Source organism: Thermococcus piezophilus, from assembly GCF_001647085.1.
In the GTDB taxonomy this organism is placed as follows: Archaea; Methanobacteriota_B; Thermococci; order Thermococcales; family Thermococcaceae; genus Thermococcus; species Thermococcus piezophilus.
Genome location: NZ_CP015520.1, coordinates 659630 through 682289, shown reverse-complemented (window position 1 = coordinate 682289; position 22660 = coordinate 659630). Strand labels below are relative to the sequence as shown.

Here is a 22660-nt window from a genome sequence, read left to right as displayed (position 1 = left end):
TTCTAATGAGGTATAGGAAATGGGACATCTCTCAGATAGACTCCAGGAGGAGTATAGGGATCTCCAGATCAAGGAGGTTTACGCCACAAAGCTTGGAGGCACAGACATTGAGATCCTTGAGGTCTCGAAGGATGAGCAGAAGTTTATAGCTATGTTTCAGAGCCGACTTCTCAAAGATGGTATCTTCCAGTGGTCTCTCATAATAACAAGCGCAAACAATACGAGAACCATTAAAGGTCTGGATCCAACGGACGGCATAAAACTTGCCCTTAAGTCGAGCATAGACGCCATGATAGCTGGGATGAAAGAGTGAACCTCTATCAACGTCTAAAAATTTAGACAAATAGGGGCTACTCCTCGGGCAGAATGTAGTAGACGTAGTGCGGTCTATTGGTTATCTCATCGATAAAGACGACCGTCCCTGTCTTAGGAGGCTTGAGGTAGTGGACTTCGCCCTTCTTTGTCGTTACCGCTGCGAAGGCATCTCCCGTTCTAACACGATTGCCCACGTTGGCTATCAGCGTTTTGCTGAACCCCTCAACGGGAAGTAGAAGTAGCTCGTCACCTTTCTTCAGATATATCCTCGTCCTGCCATCGGGAAGGGCGAGAACGGCATCCACCTCCATCCTGCCCTCGAGCCTGTCCACGTAAAGGTAGAACCTGTCGTAGACTTCCTTGGCGAGGAACTTGGCCTTCTCGATGTCGACGAACTCTGGAACGCTCTCACCCTTCCTCAGCCAGACCTCAACATTGTCCATGATGATGAGGCAGTCCCTCGAAGCCTTGTTGTTTTCGATACACCCCTCCTTGGGGACTTCAACGTAAAGCTTTGGCATCCTCTCCATACATATCACCTGACCTTTACCTAGGGGTAAAAGTTTTTAAACCTGCCTTCCATACTGCCCCCGATAAAAATGTCCACCAGGGTAAAATTTCTAGCTTTCTTTGGACTGCTGTTTTCATTGATGACCCTTATGCTCAACTACGGCGCTACAACCTCTGAGGTTTCTAAGGGAAATGAGGCCAAATTTACAGGCATTCTCCTCGTTCTTCTTGCACTGGTGGGTCTTATAATTATCATTGAGGTTTTCCTGAGCTGGAGGGATATTCCCCAGAAGAGAAAGAACCTGTACCGCTTTAATGAAGCTCTTTATTATATCCTCTGGGCACTGAGCGCGGTTGGGGTCGTCTTTATATCCTACGGCATCAAAAACATGAGGATTCAGCCCCTTCCAATCAACGCATCCAACAACACCTCCTCAGTAGGAACAGTCACCGCTCCGACACCGGTTTACCACAACTCAACCCTTACCCCCGGAAACGAGATGTTTCCCACTACGTTTGCTCTCTATCTTGCACTGCTGGCTGCCCTCGCTGGCTTTCTCTACTTCACCCTGGTTTACTACCGTGAGGCTCTCAAGAAGAGGAAAAGGAAAGAGATGAAGCTCAGAGCGGAGCTGTTCGATAAAAAGCTCGACGAGCTCGGCCTTGACATGTTCAGCGACCCTAGAGAGGCTGTTGTTGGTATATACAAGAACGCCGTTCTCTGGCTTGAGGTTCTGGGTATTCCCTACAGGGAGAGCTGGACTCACTGGGAGCACGCCGAGCGCGTTAGGTACATGCACGACGCCTTCGTCGATCTCACGAGACTCTTCGAAAAGGCCAAGTACGCTCCGGAGAAGGTAACCTGGGACGATGCAAAAAGGGCGCTTGATGTTTACAGGAAGATGAGGGGCGGGCTGAGTGAGGCTCAATAAATACCTTCTTCTCCTCGCGGCGGTTCCAGCGCTTGTGGCAGTAACTGCTGGCTCTTATATGGTAAGATGGCTATCTGTGCTTTTCCTTGGGGTATTGCTGGCGCTTTTCCTCTTTGGCGTTGAGCTTCAGGTTGTAAGACCGGAGTTCAAGAGGGCCAAGAAAGTTGAGAGGAAAACGGACGTCGAGAGAACCGTTGCCCTGATAGAGAAGGCCAGGAGCGGGAAGGTGGCGCGAACCCTCATAGAGGAGAAGATAATCGAGATATACGCCACCCTCTCAGAGGAATACAATCAGACCTATCTGAATCTTAACTCTGACCCCAACGAGGCTCTTAGGGTTCTCCGCTCTGAGGGTGACTTTCTTGATAATCTTGAGAAGGCCCTAACTATTGTGGAGGCGGATCTAAATGAAGGTAGAAGAGGTAAGCCTGAAGGGTAATCTGGTCTTGGAAGAGGTCAAAAAGGCCATAGTAGGAAAGGACGAGGTGCTCAAGCTAATCCTGACGACCATATTAGCCGACGGTCACATACTGCTCGAGGATCTTCCGGGTCTCGCAAAGACCCTGATGGCGAAGAGCTTCGCCAAGGCTTTGGGTGTTGACTTCAAGCGCGTTCAGTTCACTCCAGACCTGCTTCCGAGTGACATTCTTGGCGTGAGCGTCTTCAACCAGAAAACGCTCGAGTTCGAGTTCAAGAAGGGGCCGATATTCACCAACATCCTCCTCGCTGACGAGATAAACCGTGCCCCTCCGAAGACCCAGAGCGCTCTCCTCGAGGCAATGCAGGAGAGACAGGTCACAGTGGAGGGTAAGACCTACGAGCTGCCCAAGCCCTTCATAGTTATAGCCACCCAGAACCCAATAGAGCAGGAGGGAACCTATCCCCTGCCAGAGGCCCAGCTCGACAGGTTTCTGGTCAGGCTCCGCGTCGGTTACCCTAGCAAGGGTGAGGAGATAGAGATACTCCGCAGGAGGATGGCCAGAAAGAAGGAGGAGGTGGATATAAACTCCATCCTTACTCCTGAGGAAGTCGTGGAGATGCAGAGGGCAATCGAGGATGTCTACGTCAGCGACGCCATCCTTGAGTACATAACGGACATCGTCATCGCCACCCGAGAGGACAGAAAGGAGATAGAGGTCGGTGCCTCTCCGAGGGGAAGCCTTGCTCTCCTCAAGCTCTCCCGCGCCTATGCCGCACTCGGGGGCAGGGACTACGTGATTCCCGACGATGTTAAAGAGATAGCCGTTCCTGCCCTGAGCCACAGGTTCATCCTCAAGCGCGAGCTCTGGTACACCAAGGTCAGCCAGGAGAGCATCATGGAGAAGCTCATTGAGCGCGTTCCCGTTCCCAAATTTGAGTGAGGTGGAAGAGTGGCCGAGAGCAGTGAGGTCATACTCCGGACCCCAACGGACGTCGAGGGCAGGGAAGAGCCTGCAGGACTAGCTGGGAGAATGATGATCACCGAGAAGGCCGAGCAGATACTGATAGCCCTGTGGCTTATCGTCCTCTTTGCCTTTCTCTTGCTCCGCTGGGAGATGGTTTACCTCGTTCTTCCAGTTCTCTGGCTGCTCTTCATAGCCGTTTTCTTCTTCAAGCCCAGCTTGAACGTTGAGATAGAGCGTATCATTCCCCATGATCGCTTTCTAGAGGACACCGAAGTCGAGATCCGGCTCAGGATAAAGTCCCATGAGAGGATCCCGAGCCTTAAGCTTGTGGAGGACATACCGCCCGGCCTTGAGCTCGTCGAAGGGAGCAGGGAACACGTGCTCTCCCTGAAGACGGGCGAGGAGAGGACGCTTAGATATAAGGTCCGTATAAAGCGTGGAATCCACGAGTTCAACTGGGTCGAGCTCAGCTACCGTGACCCCTTTGGCTTCTTCAAGGTTGATAAGAAGATTGAGCTCTACACGGAAATCGTGGGCGTTCCCATAATCGAGGGCGTCCCCACCCCATACTCCACAAGAGGAACAAAGATAACCGTCGGTCCACTGCCGTCGCCAAGGGTCGGCGAAGGTGTCGAGTTCCACGCGATAAGGGATTACCAGCCCGGTGACCCGCTCAAGATAATCAACTGGAAGGCCACCGCGAGGACTGGGAAGATAATGGCCAACGAGTACGAGAGCGAGAGGAAGGTGGACGTCGTCTTCATCGTCGATTCCTCCTATACGGGAGAGCTCGTCTTTGACTATCTTGTCCGCGCTGCTGCCTCGCTCATGCTCGACGCCCTTAACAACGGCACGAGCTTCGGTTTGCTACTGGCTGAAGAAGTCCCCCTCTGGATCAGGGTGGACTACGGAAAGAGGCACTTCTTCAAGTGCGTTGACTTTCTCAGCACCGCAAAGCCGGACAAGAACAACCTGATTGGCTATCAGGTTGAGCACCTCATAAAGTCCCGCTTCCCAGCGAGGGCTCAGCTGCTGTACTTCTCGCCCCTTCTGACGGAAGAGAGCAGGGAGGCGCTTAAAACCATGGCGAGGTACGGCTACAACGTCGTTGTCATAAGTCCCAACTCATACACGGCCCTCGAGCCGAAGAGCAGGGAAGAGGAGCTCGCATTGAAGCTTCTCAGCCTTCAGAGAAAGGCCATACTGAGGAAGATGGCAGCTTATGGAATAATAATCGACTGGGATGTCAGGAAGCCCCTTAAATCCGCCATCGCCGAGGTGATTGGGATATGAGGATAAAGAGACGGCTCTTTTCAGTGATTCCATTGGCTCTCCTCTTTGCGCTGCTGGTGAGGATTGACGGTAGGACCCTCTTCCTAATCCCCCTTGGACTTATGGGAATCCAGTGGTACTTCATTGGCTCCCTCTTCCTCGTTACTGTGGGCGCTTTCCTCATCTACACACGCACCGGAGGACTTTACGGCCTCGCGATAATAGTCCTAACTCTTCTGGCCATCGAGATGGGCTACCTCGACAGGGAGAGGGCTCCAAAGGAGCACTACTTCGTCGTCTTAGCTGTGGTAGTGCTGGCTTTTCCAATTTACCTCCTTATGGAGAGTATCTCCCCTGCTCTTCCGAGGCTCGAGGTTACTACCTTAGCCTCTTTCCTGCTCATAGCCCTGTACGTCTTTGCGAAGGCCGTTGCTGAGAGCTAAACCTCTATGCTCCAGCTCCCCATCTTTTTGAGGATCTCGCGGGCTCTTTCAAGACCCGTTCTAACGCATTCCTCAAGAGGTGCTCCCTTCGAGTATCCCGCCAGGAAGCCGCCCGCGAATGCATCTCCAGCCCCGGTCGGATCCACGATCTCCTCGGGGTTTATTGGGAGTGCCGGGAACTCTTTAAAGGTTCCATCGTAGATTAAAACTCCCCTCTCGCTCCTTGTGATGACCACCAGCTTTGCGCTCCAGTCGTGGAGAATCCTCGCGGCTTCCTCCACGGTCTCGGCTTTCGTTATCGTTAACGCCTCCTTCTCGTTGGGGAAGATAACCTCAACGCGCGAGACTATCTCCTTCATAAGTTCGGTTTTCCTCTCGTAGTCTTCCATGTAGGTCGGGTTGAAGTCGAGGCTTATCCTTTTCCCTTCGAGCCTTTTGATGGCTTTCAGCTGCTCCTCTGGGGGAATTGGGGCTATGTGGAAGAGTTCGGCTTTGAGGTATTCCTCGGGAATGGGCGTTTCCCCCATGGCCTGGGCAACTCCCATGTCAACGGGTGCATCCACGCTTCCGTCCTCGTGGTATATCATGTAGATGTGTATCGTCCTTCCCGGGAGAACCTGAACGCCTCTAACGTCGAGGACCAATGAGAGCTTCTCCAGCCACTCCTTCGGGAAATCCTCCCCCACCTTGGTAACGAGGCCCACCTTAGCCCCTGCTAGGGCCGCGGAAGTCGCTACTGCCGCTGCAGCTCCTCCCGAAAGGAGTATCTCCTCCCTGCCTGGAAACCTGAGGTGGTCTATTGAGACATGACCGAGCACGACGAGATCCATCCTCATCACCATTTTCTCTGTTTTATTTTGGCCATCATTATGAACCGATCTTTAAGCGATTTCCGGTTGAGTAATCGATTTCTACCCTCCGTTCAGATGCTCATCGAAAAGATTAAAAGAGCCTAATTCCAATGCTGAATTAAAGACAGTGGGGTGGTTGCCATGGAGGAAGTCTTCCAGAACGAAACCATCAAGCAGATTCTCGCCAAGTACAGGCGCATCTGGGCCATTAGCCACGCCCAGAGCGTTCTCGGCTGGGACATGGAGGTTAACATGCCTAGAGAGGGCATACTAGAGCGCTCTGTTGCCCAGGGCGAGCTTTCCGTCCTTAGCCAGGAGTTCCTTCTAAGGCCTGACTTTGTCGAGCTCGTCGAGAAGGCGAAGGGAATCGAAGACCTCAACGAGTACGAGCGCGGCGTCGTTCGCGTCCTCGACCGCTCAATCAGGATAAGCAAGTCTTTCCCACCCGAGTTCCTCCGGGAGATGAGTGAGGTAACGAGCCAGGCAACAAAAGCATGGGAAAATGCTAAAAGAACCAACGACTACTCCAAGTTCGAGTCCTGGCTCGACAGAATCATAGACCTCGCCAAGAGGGCTGCTGACTACCTCGGCTACGAGGACGAGCCCTACGATGCCCTGCTCGACCTCTTTGAGGAGGGGACAACCACCAGAGACGTCGAAAGGATGTTCAAAAAGCTGGAGAAGGAGCTCAAGCCGCTCCTCGAAAAAATAATGGAGGAGGGAAAGGTCCCGCAGAGCCATCCGCTCGAAAAGGAAAAGTACGAGAGGGAGCAGATGGAGCGCGTTAACCTCTGGATTCTGGAGAAGTTCGGCTTCCCGCTCGGCGTCCGCTCGAGGCTTGACGTCTCGGCCCATCCGTTTACCACAGAGTTTGGCATAAGGGACGTCAGGATAACGACCAGATACGAGGGCTACGACTTCAGGAGGACCATACTGAGCACCGTCCACGAGTTCGGTCATGCCCTCTACGAGCTCCAGCAGGATGAGCGCTTCATGTTCAGCCCAATCGCTGGAGGCGTCTCCCTTGGAATCCACGAGAGCCAGAGCAGGTTCTGGGAGAACATAATCGGAAGGAGCAGGGAGTTTGCCGAGCTGATTCATCCCGTGCTCAAGGAGAACCTGCCCTTCATGGCCAACTACACGCCCAAGGATGTTTACCTCTACTTCAACATGGTCAGGCCGGACTTCATCAGGACCGAGTCCGACGTTGTAACCTACAACTTCCACATACTCCTTCGCTTCAAGCTCGAGAGGATGATGCTCAACGAGGGTGTCAAGGCGAAAGACCTCCCCGAGCTCTGGAACGAGGAGATGGAGAGGCTCCTCGGCATAAGGCCCAAGAATTACACCGAGGGAATACTCCAGGACATCCACTGGGCCCATGGTACTGTCGGCTACTTCCCGACCTACAGCATCGGAACGCTCCTTTCAGCGCAGATATACTACCACATGAAGAGGGACATTCCGGACTTCGAGGAGAAGGTTGCTAGAGCCGAGTTCGAGCCCATCAATGCCTGGCTGAGGGAGAAGATACACCGCTGGGGTAGTATCTACCCACCGAAGGAGCTCTTAAAGAAGGCCATCGGCGAGGAGCTGAACCCGGACTACTTCGTCCGCTGGGTGAAGGAGAGGTATCTGTGATTTCTTTTCCCTCTACACCTTCATTTTCTACTCACTTTGGCGCCGATGAGCACACCGAGTAGGAGTCCAGCAGCGAAAATCGCCGGCAGCTTCCATGAAAGTCCGGATTGAGAGCTTGGTTTCTCTTCCACTGGCCTGGTTTGTTGCTCTCACATTTTCCTTCGTATAGGCTCAGTGCCATCAGCGCGTAGGCCTCGCCGTCAAAGGCCATGCCCTCCCTGGAACTCACAAGTTTAAGGAACCTCAGGACATCTTCCGTACTTCCATCGTTCCTGCCGGCAAGATGAAGCCATATCGGCGCTATCGCCGTTGAATAAACATCGTGGTTCCAAGAGCCGTCGAGGTGGGGGTCTTCTATTACCGCGTAGGTCTTTTCGTCCCTGAACTGGAAAACGCTCCTTTCGGCGTATCCGCACCCGATGAAGCTGATGTAGTTCTCTGGAAGCTCTGGAAATAGCCTTATGCTCCCTCTGAAGAAGCCGGATTCGTTGCTCAGGAGGGCTTTGTTTGAGCGTATCAAAAATTTGTTCCCCCACTCCGAGATTCCCAGGCTGACGTTTATTGCAGCCTTTCTTCTGGTCCCGTTCCGGGTTTCTACCGCCGTCCAGCCCGGTATGGTGTACATCATCTTCTCCACAGTGTAGTTCGTAACTCCTGTAAAGCTCAGTCTCAGCGTCGCGTTTCCGCGGTACTGAGTCCTTTTGAGGAGGGAAGCCATGAACTCAAGTGTCTCCCTGGGCGGCGTCATGTTCTTCTCCCTCAGAAAGAACAGGGGCAGAACCAGGCTCTCGTATGGAGCCCTTATGTCGCGGTAGGGCATCAGAAATAGAAAGCCCGTGAAAAAGTTGTTCAGGTAGGGAGTTACAAGATTCTCCGGGGTGAGTCTCCCCCTATCCATTCCTATTCCCGGGAGACGTCGTATCCAGCCTTGAGAGCGCCACAACGGCGTAAGCCGTCGCCACAATGCTCGGCGACTCCTTGACCAAGTTGATTCTCGTTTCCTCCCAGTAAAGATAGACGGTGCTCGTCCAGTGGTCTTCAGTCTCGTTCTTCCGGAGGAATTCTGTGGCTTTAGCTATGACATCTGAGTCCGGGCTCTCACCAGCTTCGAGGAGAGCGATTATTGCAAGCCCGGTTTCGGCTGCCTTTGAAAATTCCCAGTAGAACAGCTCCCCCTCCTGCTTAGGATAGTCGTCGATGATTATCGCCGGAAAAGATCCGTCGGAGTTTTGCTTCGATTTTATCTCCTCAACCAGCCTCAATAACTCCGTCGAGTTCCTTGGATAACCGCTCCTCGCGAGGGCTATTACTTGAGACAGGTCAGGTAGAAGGACTCGTTCTCCCGGAAGGCTCCCCATCCTGAGACGCTCTCGATGCTGTCCCAGGTGTAGGAGTGGAGCGTTCTGAGTTGATACTCCTCAATGTAATGCTCCGGGACTGGAAGTCCCGCCGATATTAATGGCGCGAGGACTGGGGAAGAAAGCATCAGGAGTATCACGAGAATCGTGGACGGTCTTTTCATACACCACACCGTGTTAAAAAGGAAGGGAATGATTTTAACTTTTTGGTAGTCCGGAGCTCACTCCAGCGGCTCCCCAACCCACCCAATAGGCTCTACCTCCAGGGCCGCGACACCGTACTTCTTCTCCTTATCCTCGCTGTAGAACTTTCTGTAAACCTTCACGCCTCCTTCGATGCTATCTACTCCAGGCAGGACGTTCTCAAGGCCCTCTTTCTCAAGCATCTCTCTGAAGGAGGAGTAAACTCTGATGTCCTTCACGACCACCATGAGCTTGTTCTCGAAGATTATCGTATCGCCTGGCTTTATTCCCTGCCTCTTCTCGTCGTAGAGTCTTCCCTCGACCTTCTTCCTGCCCTCGGCTATCGCCTTGAGGTACTCCTCCTGAAGACCCATTCTCCACGTTGCCATACTATCGCCTCACACAAGGTACCTGACGATGCTCGGGCTTATCCTCAGGAGCTTCGCGAGGAGCTTCGGCCTTCTAATTATGGCTTTGGCGGTCTTAACATGGTCGTCGAAGTCGGCCTGGCTCTCTATTACTTCCTTTGCCTCCTCACTTCCGAGAACCTCAAAAACCTTTTCGATGTCATCCTGACTCAGGCCTTTGAAGACTTTCCTGAAGCGGAGCCCAAAGGATATCTGTCTTTTTATGCTCTTGCACAGCTTTTCGTATTCCTTGGGCCTGCCTTCGATAAGGGCGCTTCTGAGGGCGTGGGCGCAGATCATCCCGTACACTATTCCCCCCGCCGTGGTGGGCTTTATCTGAAGTGCCGCATCGCCTATAAGCGCCACATTCCCCCTTATCCAGGGCTTTCTCACACCAAAACCGACGCTTCCTGCCTTGAACTCGACCACAGCGTTCGGCTTGAGCATCCTGATCTTGAGGAACCTGTAGAGTGCATCGAGGCTTCCGAAGGTTCCGACCCTTGCTAGACCTTCGTTAACCGGCGCAACCCAGAAGAAGAACTCCTTGTTTATGTCCTTGTTCACCCACACCTCAACGAAGTCCTTCCTCGGGAAGTCACCGACTACTTCAACCTCGTAGCCACTCAGGAACTCGGCGTTTGTCTGAGCTCCAATGGCCTTCGCCACGGTGCTGCTCACGCCGTCGGCGCCGACATAGAAGCCAGCTTCAATCTCAAACCTCTCGCCGAACCTCTGAAGAACGGCCCTTCCGTTCTTGAAGCCTAGGAAAGTCGTGCCCATGTAATAGTCCACTCCACGCTTAGCGGCCTTCTCAGCGAGGCTTTTCTCAAGGATTTTTCTGTCGACAAGGTAAGCTTGCGGTGATTTTCTCTCAATCTCGAAGCTCTGTATTCTGGAGTAGAAGACTGCTCCCCTAAGCTTGTTGAGGATGGCCTCCTCCGGAAGACCGAGCCTCTCGAAGTTCTCGGCTCCTATTATGCCAGTGCAGGCTTTTCCTCCGAAGGAGCCCTTCTTCTCCACCACCGCGACGCTGAAGTCCCTCGCGAGCAGGTTAGCGAGATAATTGCCAACGGGTCCACCACCGATTATAAGAACGTCGTACTTCATCCTCATCCCTCACACTGGGTGCGTTTTTAAACCTAAAAACCTAACCTTTTTGGTGGTCATCATGAAGGTGCTGATTACTGGTTTCGAGCCCTTCGGTGGGGAGAAGATAAATCCCTCGTGGGAGGCAGTCAGGAGGTTGCCGGACGAGATCGCCGGTGCAGAGCTGATAAAGCGCCAGCTTCCAGTTACTTTCAGGGGCGTTAGAGAGCTCTTGCCGAGGCTCATAGTGGAGACAAAGCCGGATCTGGTCATTCTGACTGGGCAGGCCGGCGGGAGACCGAACATCACAGTGGAGCGTGTTGCCATAAACGTAATGGACTCAACGATGCCCGATAATGAGGGTTTTGTTCCGGAGGACGAGCCGATTTTCGAGAGGGCACCGGATGCATACTTCGCCACCTTGCCGGTAAAATCCATCGTTAAGGCATTGAGGGAAGCAAAGATACCCGCGGCCGTTTCAAACACCGCCGGAACCTACGTCTGCAACACGGCTATGTACACTGCCCTCCATACGATAGCCGTCGCCGGAATGGAAACCAAAGCCGGCTTCATCCATGTTCCTTTCGTCTACGAGCAGGCCCTCGACAAACCTGGGCCCTCAATGGCCTTAGAAACGATAGTGAGGGCCTACGAGGTTGCTATTAGAACCTCGCTGAAGGACTAAAACCTTTTTAAAGCTCTTTCCCAACTTTTTATAAATCCCCCTGAGGGTGATGCCTATTCTAATCCTCGGAATTGACATAATAAGCGAGCACCCTAAGAGGTTTGCCGTCGTGAGCTGGTTCAACGGCAAACTCGAGAGAAAGGGTGAGTTCACTCTATACCGCTTAATCCGTTTCATCCAGAGCAAGAGGCCGGATATAGTCGCCATGGACAGCGTAACCGAGCTGGGTGATGATCTGAGAAAGTTCCTCCGGGCGCTACCCAATGAGACAAAGCTCGTTCAGGTAACCGGAAGACCTGGCGAGCAGCGCTCCCTCTGGAGCTTGGCTAAAGAGCATGGGATAAGGGCTGGCGATAAGTTCGATCCCTACGAGGAGGCCAAGGTATGCGCCCTCCTCGCTGCCAGGGGAGTTGGTTATGAAGTTCTGGCCTTCGAGGATGAGGTCGTAATCAAGGTAACACGCGGTAGGAGCCATGGGAAAGGTGGCTGGAGCCAGGACCGCTATAGGAAGCGCGTCCACAACCTGGTTAGAGACAAGGTTAGGGAGATAGAGGACAGGCTGAAGAGGGCCGACGTTCCCTTCGATTTAGAAGTTGAAGAAAAGGACTACGGCCTGGCGAAGGGCGAGTTTAAGGTCTACGCGAGCAGGGAAGAGCTGGCTGGCTTAATAAGACCCATGCGCGGCGGCGACGTTGAGGTCAGGATTTACCCAGTCGAGAGGGCCGAGATGGGTTTTGCTCCGCTGAAAAGCGAGAGGGCCATAAAGGAGCGCAGGAGCATAATAGTCGGCATAGATCCGGGAATAACCGTTGGAATAGCGGCTATTGATTTAAGCGGAAACATAGTGGCGCTCCACAGTGAGAGGAACATGCCCGTCGGTGAGGTCTTCCGCTTCATAAGCGACGTCGGTCATCCGGTAATGGTGGCAACCGACGTTAATCCCGCCCCTGGTTTCGTCGAGAAGATAGCCCGTTCCTTCAAGGCCCAGCTCTTCGTCCCGAGGGAGAGCCTCCGCGTGGAGGAGAAAAACGAGCTTTTGAGAAACCTTGGTGTAAGCGTTGAGGACGATCACCAGCGCGACGCCTTGGCTGCAGCCTACAAGGCCTACTTGAGGCTAAAGCCGAAGCTGGATCACGTGGAGGCGAAGCTCCGGGAGGCAGGGCTGACCAAAAGGGCAGATGAGGTCAAGGCCCTTGTGATTCAGGGCTACAACCTCGGCGAGGCCATGCAGCGTGTAACCCTCCGTGAGAGGCCAAAGAGGGAAGAGGAGAAGCCTGAGGAAAAGCCGAGCGTTGATCTTGGGCCATATCTCAGGAGAATCCGTGAGCTTGAGAAGAGGATTGAGCTCCTCGAGAGGGAAAACGAAGAGCTGAGGGGAATCATAAGGGAGCAGAGGAAGACGATAGGAAGGTTTGAGAGGAGGCTCGTGGATTACGACGAGGAGGTCAGGAAGAAGATTCTCCGCGAGAGGGAGCTTGAGGCCAAGGTCAAGCGCATAGAGAGGCTTGAGAGAGAACTTAGAGAGGCGAAGGCGATAATCGAGCGTTTGAGCAGAGATCTGGCTCAAGTTAAGCGGATGAACGTCATTGAGATACGGGGAAGTGCAGTTCCTCTCAAGGTCATGGAGGTTCTCAGCTGGCGCGAGCTTGAGAGGCTTGAGCGGGAGATAGGAATCAGGAAGGGTGACGTCCTCTTCGTGATCAACCCGGCCGGCGCCGGAAAAGCCATAGCGGAGTCTCTAGTCGAAAAGAAAATCCGAGCGCTGATAACTGAGAAGCCCCTGCCTTTAGCCGTTGTCGAGGTTCTCAAGGAGGCTCACGTGCCCTTCTTCACCTCTCAGGAGCTCGACGTCAAGAGGGTTGACGAGTTTGCCGTTGTGGAGAGGGAAACACTGGAGAAGGCCATCGGGGAACTCTTGGCGAAGTGGGCGGAGGAAGACCGCGAGAGGGAAACTGAAAAGTTCCTCCGCCTTATCGAGGAGTACCGCATCGAGCGTGTTAAGGAGCTGATGAGAAAAGCTGAGGACGAGTCTAAATCTCACTGAGGATCTTCTTCAGCGTCGCCAGGTACTCTGCCATTTCCTTTGCTCCTCTCTCCGTTATTTTAACTGCAGTCCTAGTCTGTAGGCGATTACCTTGTAGATCTCAACGTAGCTGGCTTTTTCAAGGGCCTTTAAATGGGAGTCAAGGTTTCCGGGCGTTACCTCGAGGACTTCGAGCAGATCTCAGAACAGGACCTTTTCTCTGGGCAGAAGAAAGAGCATAATGCCCAACCGAATCGGATTTCCGAGGACGTGGTTCTTCGTCAGCTCCCTCAGGGGCTCCATTCTATCACCCTACTCGATGGCCTTGAAGGCGTTGTGGATGTAGAGGAGTATCGTGACCGCGAAGCCCAAGGCCACGACGAAGCCGGCCAGAATCATGGCTCCATTCTCCATGTTCCAGACTACAGGAATGTGTATTCCTGGAATGAGGAACGCGGGAATTATCTCCTTCCCAGTTCCGCTGAACTTGGCTATGACTAGGAACATGCCGAGTATGGAGAGCGTTATGAAGCTCAGGGAGCCGACCGCGAGCTTCGCTTCTGCGTTAACTGCTATTGAGGTCTGGAGGATCACTCCTCCTATCACGATTCCGAGAATCCACGAGAGAGCAATGAGCATTCCTTCCCTTTTTGAGGACTCCACCTTTCTGCCAGTTGCCTTTGCTATCTCGACGAACCTCTTCCACACCCTTCCTGCGAACGTTATCGCCACGATAAAGGCAATCGGCCAGTAGACGAGATTGAACTGCCACGGTATATTAAGGAGTGCCGGGGTGTCGTAGTAGAGGAAAATTATTGCCAGCCATATCGCGAAGTTCAAGGCCTCATAGAGCTTGCCGGCAGCGATAAGTTTTCTCTCAACACGCTCTTAAGCTCCCTAACTTCCTCCATGCTTTCACCTCAATTAAATATACGCGGTAAAGCTATTTATAACCCGTGTGAAATTCTGGAATGCAGAAAAAATTTCAGTTGCCGGCTCTCGTGAGTCTGGGCCTCTCAATGAACTTCTCGACTTCTATATTTCGATACCTCCCTCGGGGGATGCCGTAGAAGTTACTCCAGTCCCTTGAGAAGTGGCTGTGGTGATGAGCTTTCATCCCACCCTAAAGGTTAAGCCCCTCTCCCTATCTTTCTTCTCCACCTGTAACCTGAACTGGCAGGCCTTGCATATCTCGCCCGTCGTCGGTTGGCCACATATCTTGCAGCGGTTAAGCTCGCTCGTCTTCTTCGTGTAGGTCTTCGCTATGAGCGGGAAGAGCTTGTCGTAGCTCCTGAGAATCTGGTACTTCGTTCCCGGATGCTTTTCCTCCATCTCGTTAAGCCAGTCCCTTATCTCGGCGCGGAAGGCTTCGACGGCGTAGGGGCACTCGCTCAAATCGACTTCAATATGGTTCAGCACCGCGTAGAGTATTATCTCCTTCTCGGGAATCTCGCGGAGGGGCTTTATCCTTGGAACCAGTTCGGGGTGAATCTCCTCGTAGTAAGGCCCGGTCCTGCCCAAGCGGGCAATGTCTCCCCTCAATATGTTCATTATGAACATCTGAACCTCATCGTCGAGGTTGTGGCCTACAGCCAGCTTATCGGCCTCCACATCTTTGGCCGCGTAGTTGAGGAGCCATCTTCTCCAGACGCCGCAGTAGGAGCAGGCACCTACTCTTTCACCTTTCTCAAAGCTTCCCATTATCTCAACGGTCTCATCGAGGGTGAAGCCTATGTACTCTTTGAAGGAATAGATTCTGTGCTCTATGCCGAGCTCTTTGGCGTTTCTCTTGGCTATCTCCACGCTCGGTGGACGGTAGCCGGCTATTCCTTCGTCTATCGTTACCGCCACCAGCTCGAAGGGAAACTTTTTCTGGAGCTTAGCAAGGAGGTGGAGCAGAACGACGCTGTCCTTTCCGCCGCTCACACCAACGGCTACCCTCTCACCCTTTTCTATGAGCCTGTACTTCTTAACGGTCTCCTTGAACTTCTTCTCCACAATCTCGTTGAAGTGTTTCCTACAGTAGTATCTCCCAGTGTAGCGTGCATGATAGACCGCCTCGCGGTTGCACTTGGAGCACTTCATGTCCTCACCGGTGGAGCAAATGTAATACCATTTAAAAAGATTAGTTCACGACAGGGTCATGAAGTTTTGAAGTTGGTCTGGTATCTCATTTTTTTAACCTCCCTTCAGCTCCGAAGGTTATTGACGGCTTTCAAAGTTTGGGCTGTCTAGACTTTCGTGGGGGGAGAAAAGATAATATTGGGAGCGTGTGAGGTTAAACTGGTCATCCAACAAGGCTCCTCAAAGCTGGCCACAGGTTCAAAGCCAGCAGGAACAGCCCTACTCCGATTGTGAAATGCCTTACAGGTTTAGCAACATTCTCCGGCAGGTAGGCATTAACTATGTCATCAAGCATTCTGCCGCCATCGAGGGGGATCAATGGGAAAAGGTTCATCAAACCTATTCCGAGGTTGAGAGCGTATATCCAGTAGAACGTGAAGAACAGCGGAAAGATTATGTTGTTGTGTCCTACCTTTGAGACGTAGTATGGGGCTGGGTAGATTCCGATGTATCCCTTCTCTGGGTTCTCTGGATGCGCTCCGAGCTTCAGCTGGACGTTCATCTTATTCCCGTCCCTCAGTATCGTCAGCGTTACGACTTGGCCGGGCTTGGTGGTGTTCATGAAGCTGATGAACTTCTCCATGTCCTTTATCTGCTGGCCGTCCATCGCGATTATTACGTCTCCTTGGTGGAGGACGCCGTAGGCTGGGCCGTCATCTAGAACCCCTGTCACGAGTATTCCAGAGGACTGGAGAACTGGCGTTATGGCGAAGTTGATTATGAGAACCGCTATCAGCGCCGTCACTATGTTGGCGAGCGAACCGGCGCCGTAGACTCTCAGTCTCGAACGTAAGGAAGCTTTCTTGAGGGCTTCTTCGTCGGGTTCAACGAAGGCACCGGGGATTACTGCAAGAAGGACTAGGCCGACAGACTTGAGGGGCAATCCGTCGGCTCTCGCAACTATACCATGGCTCAGCTCGTGGACGACCATAACAACTACAAGGGCTATCAGGCCATATGAGAGAGGGATTGTGATGCCTGGTATCACAAGCTGGACTCCGGCCTGCTCGCCTCCGTTCTGTATCGTATTCATCGCGGTCCTTAGAAGGGCATAGAAGACATATGCCATACCAAGGAATCCGAGAACTATACCAACGTCTCCATAAATCCTCCAGAAGCGCTTCCATCTATGGGCGAGATTGTCGATGAGGCCCAGCAGCTTTTTTGTCCGCCACATTGCAATAAAAAGATCAACTGCCAGGCCCTCTTCTGTTTCCTCCTCTTTCCTGCCAAATGCGGCATACACGAGCGCCCAGAAGGCTATTATCCCAACGATGACCATAATGAGTGTGCTGACCATTATCAACACCTCCTCCCCGCTATCCTAACTACTCGGCGGTACTTTATAAAAGTTAATCCTCAGCCGGAAGAAGTAGCTCTTCCTCTGGGTTCCGTCGCCCAGGATTTCCATCTCATCGGGGTTCTTCCTGAGCTTGTTGATGAAGTCGTAGATGACGCCGTGGTTGGAGCGCTCGCCTATTATGTTGGCCAGCCTGAAGACGAGAGCTCTGAAGTCGAAGGTGTGGGCGTAGCCGCTTATCAGGGCTTCAGCCGCGAGCTTCGCTCCCCCGTAGACGCTTATCGGCTCGAGTGGAGCATAGTCCTCTGAAGTCGGAATAAGCAAAGCATCACCATAAACACTCGATAATCTTTAGGAGGACTGTGATAAGGAACTCGACGATATGGCGTTCCATAATCGATGAAAAATGTGAGATAATGAACTTGAGCTCTGGAAGAGCCTTGTTGGCGGACACGCCAAGATACAAAGAGGCGAGTGAGGGAACTCTTTTAGCCTCGCATCTTTTATCTTTATCTGTTATGGAGATCCTAAAGATAGCCTTCGTCTACGACGTTATCTATCCCGGGGTGAAGGGCGGCGTTGAGAAGAGGATTTACGAGTTGGTCATCAGGTTGGCTAGGAGTCACGAAGTTCACGTTTACGGTTACAAGCACTGGAAGGGGCCGAAGGACATGGAGCGAAATGGGGTTTATTATCATGGGCTCGGGAATCGGGAGAAGATCTATGTTTTTGGAAAGCGGAATCCTCTGCCGATGCTACGCCTTGCCGCTCTTCTCCGCAGGCGCATTGATGAGCTCCGGCGATACGATGTCGTTGACGTCCAGAACCTCTTCTATCCCGGTGCCTTTGCGCTGAGGGATCTTTCGAACGCCATCATCACGTGGCACGAGTTCTGGGGGGATTACTGGTTGAGGTACTGGGGCCCTGCGGGAATGGTGGGAAAAGCCGTTGAGAGGACCCTCTTTTCCTTTGATCGACACATTGCGGTCTCTTGGAAGACAAAACTCGACCTTCTGGAAGCTAGCCTGAGAAAACCTATCACAGTAGTACCTAACGGCATTGACGTTGAACTGATAAGGTCAATTCCTCCCGCTGAGCTTGAGTCCGATGTTATATTCGTTGGCAGACTTATTCCTTAAAAGGGCGTTGACTTGCTATTAAGGGCGCTGGTGGGGGTAAAAAAGGAAATCCCAGACGTTAGGGCCATTGTAGTTGGAGACGGGCCCGAACGTGAGAGATTAATGATGATGGCAAAGGCCCTGAACCTTAAGAAAAACGTGGTCTTTACGGGGTTCCTTCCCTATGAGCGCGTGATAGCCCTTATGAAGGCCTCGAAGGTCTTCGTCCTTCCATCGAGGAGGGAGGGTTTTGGGATGGTTGTTTTGGAGGCCATGGCTTCTGGCCTGCCGGTGGTTACGCTCAATACCCCCATGAATGCCGCGAGGTTTTTGGTAGAGAACGGGAGGGGCGGGGTTGTTGTGGAGGAAAATAAGTTTGGGAGGGCTTTGATGTCCCTTCTTGTTGGAGAGGCTTTAAGACGAAAGATGGGAAAAAGGACAAAGGGGTCTCGGTCAGTTGCGGATGGGAGAGGACAGCCGACTTATGGCTGGCGGAGATTGAGCGTACCCACCCTTAGGTATACAAAACCATGCTCCTCAGCTTTCTGAAGATCTAGGACGTTTCTCCCGTCGATTATAACCTTACTTCTCATTTCTCTAGCGAGCTCCTTCAGGTCAAGGTCCTCAAACTCCCTATGGTCAGCGGTTATGATAATAGCATCGATATTCTTGAAGTCCTCCTTCCATTCTGCCCCAAAGCGTTCTGCATCCTTTGGAGTGCAGAGTGGGTCGTAGGCGTAGACGTTGGCTCCCCACTCTTTGAGCTCATCAATGATCGGCTTCGCCGCGGCCTTTATGAATCCCCTGACGCCGCCCCTGAAAGTTAGACCGAGCACGAGAATGTTGCTTCCCTTTAGAGGTCTACCGATTTCATTGAGGGCCTTTACGGCGAGCCCAACAACGTGGTGGGGCATTGAATCGTTTATTTCCCTTGCAGTCTTGATCAGGCGAGGGTTGGTCTTTTTGGCGAGATTTATCACGAACCAGGGGTACACCGGAATACAGTGACCCCCCACACCCGCCCCAGGCATGTGGAGGTGACAGTAAGGTTGGGTGTTGGCCGCCTGGAACACTTCGAGGGCATCTAAACCGTACTCCTCACACCACATTGCCAGTTCGTTTGCGAGAGCAATGTTAACATCCCTGTATACTCCTTCAAAGACCTTGACTGCCTCGGCCGCCTTTATGGAGCTCATTGGAATAACGCCCTTCCTGTTTATCGTCTCGTAGATCCCGATGACGGCCTCAAGGGTTCTTTCATCGCTTGCCCCAACTACCTTGGGATACTGGCCGGTTATATCTCTGATGGCGGTTCCCGTCATTGTTCTCTCTGGGGCGTGAGCAAGGCCAAATTCTCCGAGCTTGAGGCCACTTTTCTCAAGGGTCTGGGCTAAGCTCTCTGTGGTTCCTGGCGGCATTGTTGCTTCGGTTATCACGATGTTCCCCTTTTCCAGCCCTTGGGAAATCTTTTCAGCGACGTCATAGACCGGGCCGAACTTGAGGTTGCCCCTCTCATCGGTGAGCGTTGGGACTAGGATTATCATAACGTCAGCCTGCTTTGCGGCCCAAACTCCGTCAGTCGTTGCCTTCAGCCTTCCAGCTTCAACGTTTCTTCTGACGAGTTCATCAAGGCCGAGCTCTTCCTTTACATGGTTCTCGCCCCTGTTTATCATCTCAACGACTTTTTCGTTGATGTCAACACCTATAACCTTGGCACCGTGATCCGCGAAAACCGCCGCGAGAGGAAGGCCCATCTTCCCTATCCCGTAGACTGCTATGGTGACCTTTCCTTCTTTGATTGCTGTCTTAATCTCTTCTCTATTCAACCCGATTAGCCTCATACCTCCACCTCCGTAACTTCCCCAGTTCTGGCGCTCTGCTGGGCGAGGAGTGCTACCTTGAGGGCATGGAGGCCACCTTTCCCGTCAACTATCGGATTTTTCCCTTCTTCCACACACTCGAGAAAGTGTTCGATTTCGTTTCTAAGAGGCTCCCTCCTCCGTATCTTAGCCTCCTTGACCCAGTCGCTATTGTAGAGCTTGAGGTTCTGCTCAATGTAGTCGAGGTACGCTATCCCCACTGTTCCGACGACAGTGAGCGTTCTGGTTTTGTGAGGTGTGAGCCAGTTGGTTTCCACTATTCCGGTGCCCTCGTCAAAGCCGAGCGTTATTAGGGCGTGGTCTTCAACTCCCGCTGGGTGAACAACGTTCCCGGCCCTCGCATAGACCGTTCTAACCGGCTCGCCGAAGAGGTAGCTTATCACGTCTATGTCGTGGACTCCGAGGTCTATTATTATCCCGACGTCGCGTATACGGGCCGCCATTGGGCCAACCCGTTTGGCGCTAATCGTTACCAATTTACCCAGCTCTCCCTGAGATATCAGCTCCTTGAGCCTCATTACAGCGGGGTTGAATCTCTCGATGTGGCCCACCATCAGAGTAACCCCCATCTCCTCCGCAGCAATAATGATTGCTTTGGCGTTTTCTATGGTGTCCGCTATCGGCTTCTCAACGAGAACGCTCGCCCCCCCCTTTATAAATTCCAGAGCGACGTCTTTGTGGAGAGAAGTTGGAACAGCAACGCTAACTGCGTCCAGGTTTTCCCTTGCGAGCTCCCGATAGTCTGCGTATGGAATCGTGCCAAACTTCCTCGCTATCCCCCTGGCTCTCTCGAAGTTGGCATCAGCAACCCCAACGAGCTCGACTTTTTCCTCTTTGGCCAGCTCCGAGTAAACCCTCGCATGGTGCTGGCCCATCATTCCAACGCCAACAACACCAACGCGGAGCATTGTCATCATCTCCCAAGCAATTTTGTTACCTCCTCAATAACCTTTTCACCTTCCAGGAGATGCTACTTTACATCCCGTTTCAAGGGCGATGGGAAATACCAGCTCAAAGAGCTCCCGGGTTTCTATGAAATTCAGAACTTTAAAAGTTGACTTCATATTAAAAAGTTCGGGTTCAAAGGGGGAAACACTGTTTACATTCTCAAAAAACTGCTCTGATAATCTCGTTCTGTTCCTGTCGTATTCAAAAAATAAATCAACGAAAACCGGGATATCAACCACGATCATCGTCTCTCCTCCAGGAACGCCGCCCGGACATCCTCTTGAACCTTCTTCCTGTGCTTTCTGGCGAATTCCACGAGTTTCCTACCAGCAGTTAGAATTACTATTCCCCTGGTTCCTTCCCTAATGTGAAGTTTCCTCAGCAGCACGAACACGCCGTTTCTGTAACCCACTCCAACCCTCCCCAAAAACCATCACCCTGAGAGCCCTTCCAGCGTTTTCACAATGTATTCGATGTCCTCTTCGCTCACCGCGGGATGAATTGGCAGGCTGAGGACTCTCTTACTTGCCTCTATCGCCTTCGGACAACAATCTTTTTCATAGCCGAGCTTCTGGAAGAGAGGCTGCCAGTGGACGGGCATGGGATAGTGGACGGCAGTGCCTACACCTCTCTCCCTCAGTTTTGCCATAAGCTCGTCCCTGCTAAGCGGAAAGTCCTCTTCAACCCTGATCACGTACTGGTGGAAAACGTGATAAACCCTTGGATCGACGTACGGTGGCGTAAGTCCGGGGATTTTCTCAATACCAGCACTAAGCCTTCTTGCGTTCTCGTTCCTAATTTCGTTCCATTTATCGAGCTTCTTGAGCTGAACCCTACCGAGTGCTCCGCCGATGTTTGTCATCCTTAGGTTGTAGCCGAGCTCAACGTGGAGATACTTCTCGGCCTGCCCGTGGCTTCTAATGAGCTTTGCCCTTTTTGCGAGCTCGTCGTCGTTCGTAACAACCATCCCGCCCTCACCGGTGGTCATGTTCTTCGTTGGGTAGAAGCTGAAGGCTGCAACGTGGCCGAAGGTTCCAACCTTCTGGCTGTTGAATTCTGCACCATGTGCCTGGGCACAGTCTTCGATGAGGTAGAGGTTATGATCCTCGGCTATTTCTTGGAAGGCCTTAATGTCCGCAGGCTGACCGTAGAGGTGGACGACGAGGATGGCTTTGGTTTTGTCCGTTATCCTCTCAAGAACTTCATTTGGATCGAGGTTGTAGGTTTTCGGATCGATATCAGCAAAAACCGGTTTTGCGTTCTGGAAGAGGATCGAAGTGGCAGAGGCTATGAAGGTGAAGGGCGTCGTTATGACTTCATCTCCAGGTCCTATTCTGAGAGCCTTGAGGGCAACGTCCAATGCAGCGGTTCCATTGGCGACTGCTATTCCGTGCTTGGCGCCGAGGTAATCGGCAAACTCCCTCTCGAAGGCTTCGACCTCCTTTCCGTGGGCCAGCATTCCACTCCTCAAAACTGCAACGACGGCGTTTATCTCCTCATCCCCTATCAGGGGCTTGGCAATGGGTATATTTCTCATTTTCACCGCCTCACAGATCTTTTTCTTTGAGATAGAGCTCATAATCCTCCCTCCTGATTTTAACCTCCCTTCCGCAGTGGGAGCATCTGAATATCACGTGCTCCCCCCCCTCGCCGATTTTTTCCCCCAGCTTCCTTCCGCAGTAGCAGACGAAGCCCTTCAAACGAGCGGGATTCCCGTAGACGAGTCCGAAGGGTGGAACGTCCTTTGTAACGACTGCCCCAGCTCCCACCATCGCGTACTCACCTATGGTGACACCGCAGACTATCGTGGCGTGGGCCCCTATGCTCGCGCCCTTCTTGACGAGGGTGGGGACTACCTCCCAGTCCTCATTGAATGCTCTCGGGTAGAGATCGTTGGTGAATGTCATGTGCGGACCGAGAAAAACGTCGTTTTCAACCTTGACGCCGTGATAAACGCTTACTCCATTCTGGATTTTTACGTTGTTGCCTATCTCAACATCCACGTCGATGTAAACGTCCTTTCCTATGTTGCAGTTCTTTCCTATCTTGGAACCCTTCCTGATATGGGCGAAGTGCCAGATCCTCGTTCCTTCTCCGATCTTTACCCCTTCCTCGACAACAGCGAGAGGGTGAACGAAATATTTTTTAACTTCCTCTGGCATTAGGAACACCCGGCAGAGATTTCCCAAGGCTGAATAT

General features: G+C 52.5%; 28 protein-coding genes and 3 pseudogenes. 12 read left to right on the top strand and 19 right to left on the bottom strand.

The genetic code is table 11. The features are described from left to right. Positions 1 to 19: 19 nt before the first annotated feature. Complete coding sequence (locus tag A7C91_RS03720; RefSeq protein WP_068665018.1) at positions 20 to 313, top strand: hypothetical protein; 294 nt, start codon at positions 20 to 22, stop codon at positions 311 to 313. A gap of 37 nt (positions 314 to 350) precedes the next feature. On the opposite strand, the gene A7C91_RS03715 is transcribed toward A7C91_RS03720, so the two are convergent. Continuing rightward, entirely contained in the window at positions 351 to 845 is a 495-nt protein-coding gene (locus A7C91_RS03715; RefSeq protein ID WP_068665016.1) for a DUF2118 family protein, read from the bottom strand. Between the two features lie 69 nt (positions 846 to 914). Here A7C91_RS03715 and A7C91_RS03710 point away from each other — a divergent pair, with 69 nt between their 5' ends. The 5 genes from A7C91_RS03710 (at position 915) to A7C91_RS03690 (ending at position 4857) form a co-directional block, all read left to right on the top strand. Beyond that, positions 915 to 1757, top strand: coding sequence for a DUF4129 domain-containing protein (locus A7C91_RS03710; RefSeq protein WP_068665014.1), 843 nt, complete (start codon positions 915 to 917; stop codon positions 1755 to 1757). After that, entirely contained in the window at positions 1744 to 2196 is a 453-nt protein-coding gene (locus A7C91_RS03705; protein WP_068665011.1) for a hypothetical protein, read from the top strand. Before A7C91_RS03710 ends, A7C91_RS03705 begins: the two co-directional genes overlap by 14 nt. Further along, positions 2165 to 3118, top strand: a complete 954-nt coding sequence (locus tag A7C91_RS03700) for an AAA family ATPase (RefSeq protein ID WP_068665009.1) — start codon at positions 2165 to 2167, stop codon at positions 3116 to 3118. The genes A7C91_RS03705 and A7C91_RS03700 overlap by 32 nt, the downstream gene beginning before the upstream one ends. A 90-nt stretch (positions 3119 to 3208) precedes the next feature. Continuing rightward, positions 3209 to 4435 carry a DUF58 domain-containing protein gene (locus A7C91_RS03695; protein WP_068667390.1) on the top strand — a complete coding sequence of 409 codons (1227 nt, stop codon included), beginning with the start codon at positions 3209 to 3211 and terminating at the stop codon, positions 4433 to 4435. Beyond that, the gene (locus A7C91_RS03690) at positions 4432 to 4857 is read left to right on the top strand and encodes a hypothetical protein (RefSeq protein WP_068665007.1); all 426 of its coding nucleotides are present in this window, start codon (positions 4432 to 4434) and stop codon (positions 4855 to 4857) included. The genes A7C91_RS03695 and A7C91_RS03690 overlap by 4 nt, the downstream gene beginning before the upstream one ends. Here A7C91_RS03690 and A7C91_RS03685 read toward each other — a convergent pair. Beyond that, the gene (locus A7C91_RS03685) at positions 4854 to 5693 is read right to left on the bottom strand and encodes a carbohydrate kinase family protein (RefSeq protein ID WP_068665005.1); all 840 of its coding nucleotides are present in this window, start codon (positions 5691 to 5693) and stop codon (positions 4854 to 4856) included. The genes A7C91_RS03690 and A7C91_RS03685 overlap by 4 nt on opposite strands. Positions 5694 to 5849: 156 nt before the next feature. Here A7C91_RS03685 and A7C91_RS03680 point away from each other — a divergent pair, with 156 nt between their 5' ends. Next, positions 5850 to 7349 carry a carboxypeptidase M32 gene (locus tag A7C91_RS03680; protein ID WP_068665003.1) on the top strand — a complete coding sequence of 500 codons (1500 nt, stop codon included), beginning with the start codon at positions 5850 to 5852 and terminating at the stop codon, positions 7347 to 7349. A 31-nt stretch (positions 7350 to 7380) separates the two neighbouring features. Here the strand turns inward: A7C91_RS03680 and A7C91_RS03675 are convergent, their stop codons facing one another. The 5 genes from A7C91_RS03675 to A7C91_RS03655 are packed head-to-tail and all read right to left on the bottom strand — an operon-like array spanning position 7381 to position 10404. Further along, complete coding sequence (locus tag A7C91_RS03675) at positions 7381 to 8247, bottom strand: hypothetical protein (protein WP_068665001.1); 867 nt, start codon at positions 8245 to 8247, stop codon at positions 7381 to 7383. Next, positions 8240 to 8611: a prenyltransferase/squalene oxidase repeat-containing protein gene (locus A7C91_RS03670; RefSeq protein WP_068664999.1), complete on the bottom strand. Its 372-nt coding sequence runs from the start codon at positions 8609 to 8611 to the stop codon at positions 8240 to 8242. The genes A7C91_RS03675 and A7C91_RS03670 overlap by 8 nt, the downstream gene beginning before the upstream one ends. 44 nt (positions 8612 to 8655) lie before the next feature. Next, positions 8656 to 8871 (bottom strand): hypothetical protein, encoded by a 216-nt coding sequence (locus A7C91_RS03665; RefSeq protein WP_068664997.1) that lies wholly within the window; start codon positions 8869 to 8871, stop codon positions 8656 to 8658. A 57-nt stretch (positions 8872 to 8928) separates the two neighbouring features. After that, on the bottom strand, positions 8929 to 9279 hold the full coding sequence (locus A7C91_RS03660) for an ASCH domain-containing protein (RefSeq protein ID WP_068664995.1): 351 nt from the start codon (positions 9277 to 9279) through the stop codon (positions 8929 to 8931). Positions 9280 to 9288: 9 nt separating this feature from the next. Continuing rightward, positions 9289 to 10404 (bottom strand): geranylgeranyl reductase family protein, encoded by a 1116-nt coding sequence (locus A7C91_RS03655; RefSeq protein ID WP_068667388.1) that lies wholly within the window; start codon positions 10402 to 10404, stop codon positions 9289 to 9291. Positions 10405 to 10465: 61 nt separating this feature from the next. Here A7C91_RS03655 and pcp point away from each other — a divergent pair, with 61 nt between their 5' ends. After that, positions 10466 to 11068, top strand: coding sequence for a pyroglutamyl-peptidase I (gene pcp / locus A7C91_RS03650; RefSeq protein WP_068664993.1), 603 nt, complete (start codon positions 10466 to 10468; stop codon positions 11066 to 11068). Positions 11069 to 11117: 49 nt separating this feature from the next. Then, complete coding sequence (locus A7C91_RS03645) at positions 11118 to 13112, top strand: DUF460 domain-containing protein (protein WP_068664991.1); 1995 nt, start codon at positions 11118 to 11120, stop codon at positions 13110 to 13112. On the opposite strand, the pseudogene A7C91_RS03640 reads toward A7C91_RS03645, so the two are convergent. The 6 genes and pseudogenes from A7C91_RS03640 to A7C91_RS11065 form a co-directional block, all read right to left on the bottom strand. Beyond that, a pseudogene (locus A7C91_RS03640) lies at positions 13099 to 13394 on the bottom strand (transcriptional regulator). The gene A7C91_RS03645 and the pseudogene A7C91_RS03640 overlap by 14 nt on opposite strands. A 9-nt stretch (positions 13395 to 13403) precedes the next feature. Continuing rightward, positions 13404 to 13931 (bottom strand): hypothetical protein, encoded by a 528-nt coding sequence (locus A7C91_RS03635; RefSeq protein WP_324609511.1) that lies wholly within the window; start codon positions 13929 to 13931, stop codon positions 13404 to 13406. A 145-nt stretch (positions 13932 to 14076) separates the two neighbouring features. Beyond that, a complete protein-coding gene (locus A7C91_RS12135) occupies positions 14077 to 14208 on the bottom strand; it encodes a hypothetical protein (RefSeq protein ID WP_267886253.1) in 132 nt (43 codons plus the stop codon). Further along, on the bottom strand, positions 14205 to 15176 hold the full coding sequence (locus A7C91_RS03630; protein WP_068664989.1) for a TIGR00269 family protein: 972 nt from the start codon (positions 15174 to 15176) through the stop codon (positions 14205 to 14207). Before A7C91_RS03630 ends, A7C91_RS12135 begins: the two co-directional genes overlap by 4 nt. 202 nt (positions 15177 to 15378) lie before the next feature. Then, a complete protein-coding gene (locus tag A7C91_RS03625) occupies positions 15379 to 16515 on the bottom strand; it encodes a site-2 protease family protein (protein WP_068664987.1) in 1137 nt (378 codons plus the stop codon). Positions 16516 to 16587: 72 nt separating this feature from the next. Next, a pseudogene (locus A7C91_RS11065) lies at positions 16588 to 16860 on the bottom strand (NAD-dependent epimerase/dehydratase family protein); the annotation flags it as partial. On the opposite strand from A7C91_RS11065, the pseudogene A7C91_RS11635 reads away from it, so the two are divergent. The 3 genes and pseudogenes from A7C91_RS11635 to A7C91_RS11625 form a co-directional block, all read left to right on the top strand. Next, positions 16857 to 16993, top strand: a pseudogene (locus A7C91_RS11635) (NDP-sugar synthase); the annotation flags it as partial. The pseudogenes A7C91_RS11065 and A7C91_RS11635 sit on opposite strands and share 4 nt — an antisense overlap. A 40-nt stretch (positions 16994 to 17033) precedes the next feature. Beyond that, complete coding sequence (locus A7C91_RS11630) at positions 17034 to 17654, top strand: glycosyltransferase (RefSeq protein ID WP_068664985.1); 621 nt, start codon at positions 17034 to 17036, stop codon at positions 17652 to 17654. 30 nt (positions 17655 to 17684) lie between these two features. After that, a complete protein-coding gene (locus A7C91_RS11625; protein WP_234394461.1) occupies positions 17685 to 18182 on the top strand; it encodes a glycosyltransferase in 498 nt (165 codons plus the stop codon). On the opposite strand, the gene A7C91_RS03610 is transcribed toward A7C91_RS11625, so the two are convergent. From A7C91_RS03610 to A7C91_RS03585, 6 genes are read right to left on the bottom strand one after another with little or no spacing between them, the layout of a single operon-like run. Further along, the gene (locus A7C91_RS03610) at positions 18116 to 19474 is read right to left on the bottom strand and encodes a nucleotide sugar dehydrogenase (RefSeq protein ID WP_068664983.1); all 1359 of its coding nucleotides are present in this window, start codon (positions 19472 to 19474) and stop codon (positions 18116 to 18118) included. The two genes, A7C91_RS11625 and A7C91_RS03610, sit on opposite strands and share 67 nt — an antisense overlap. Next, entirely contained in the window at positions 19471 to 20421 is a 951-nt protein-coding gene (locus A7C91_RS03605) for a UDP-N-acetylglucosamine 3-dehydrogenase (protein WP_068664981.1), read from the bottom strand. Before A7C91_RS03605 ends, A7C91_RS03610 begins: the two co-directional genes overlap by 4 nt. Positions 20422 to 20466: 45 nt before the next feature. Next, positions 20467 to 20706 (bottom strand): hypothetical protein, encoded by a 240-nt coding sequence (locus tag A7C91_RS03600; RefSeq protein WP_068664980.1) that lies wholly within the window; start codon positions 20704 to 20706, stop codon positions 20467 to 20469. Further along, positions 20703 to 20888 carry an antitoxin family protein gene (locus A7C91_RS03595; RefSeq protein WP_068664978.1) on the bottom strand — a complete coding sequence of 62 codons (186 nt, stop codon included), beginning with the start codon at positions 20886 to 20888 and terminating at the stop codon, positions 20703 to 20705. The genes A7C91_RS03600 and A7C91_RS03595 overlap by 4 nt, the downstream gene beginning before the upstream one ends. 6 nt (positions 20889 to 20894) lie before the next feature. Next, positions 20895 to 21998 carry a DegT/DnrJ/EryC1/StrS family aminotransferase gene (locus tag A7C91_RS03590; RefSeq protein ID WP_068667386.1) on the bottom strand — a complete coding sequence of 368 codons (1104 nt, stop codon included), beginning with the start codon at positions 21996 to 21998 and terminating at the stop codon, positions 20895 to 20897. A gap of 10 nt (positions 21999 to 22008) precedes the next feature. Beyond that, positions 22009 to 22623 carry an acyltransferase gene (locus A7C91_RS03585; RefSeq protein WP_068664976.1) on the bottom strand — a complete coding sequence of 205 codons (615 nt, stop codon included), beginning with the start codon at positions 22621 to 22623 and terminating at the stop codon, positions 22009 to 22011. Positions 22624 to 22660 lie beyond the last annotated feature (37 nt).